Below are 458 nucleotides of genomic sequence, written 5' to 3'. Positions count from 1 at the left end.
GCACAGTGTCTGGCAGGTATCGAACCGCGCGTGGCCATGTTGAGCTTCTCTACCAAAGACAGTGCCAAGCACGAATTAGTAGATAAAGTGGTGGAAGCCACCCGCCTCGCCCAAGCGATGGCGCCCGACATCCTGATTGACGGCGAAATGCAACTCGACGCCGCGCTCGTGCCGGAAGTGGGCATCAGCAAAGCGCCCGACAGCAAAGTGGCAGGACGTGCTAATGTGCTGGTATTCCCCAACTTGGACTGTGGCAACATCGGCTACAAACTCGTGCAACGCCTCGCCGGAGCCGAAGCCGTGGGACCCATCTTGCAAGGCATAGCATCGCCTGTCAACGACCTGTCGCGCGGGGGTTCGGTCGATGATATTTATAAAATAGTTGCCATCTGCGCTAATCAAGCGATGAATAGGAGTTAGGAGTTAGGAGTTAGAGTTTAGAATTTAAATATTTGTTT

Annotated in this window: 1 protein-coding gene; it reads left to right on the top strand. The window is 53.7% G+C overall.

The features are described from left to right. Positions 1-420: phosphate acyltransferase (locus ASC50_RS04500; RefSeq protein ID WP_262482201.1), on the top strand; the 420-nt coding region annotated here is incomplete at its 5' end. Positions 421-458 lie beyond the last annotated feature (38 nt).

The organism is Candidatus Symbiothrix dinenymphae (assembly GCF_001431085.1).
This window is presented reverse-complemented; position numbering and strand designations above follow the sequence as displayed.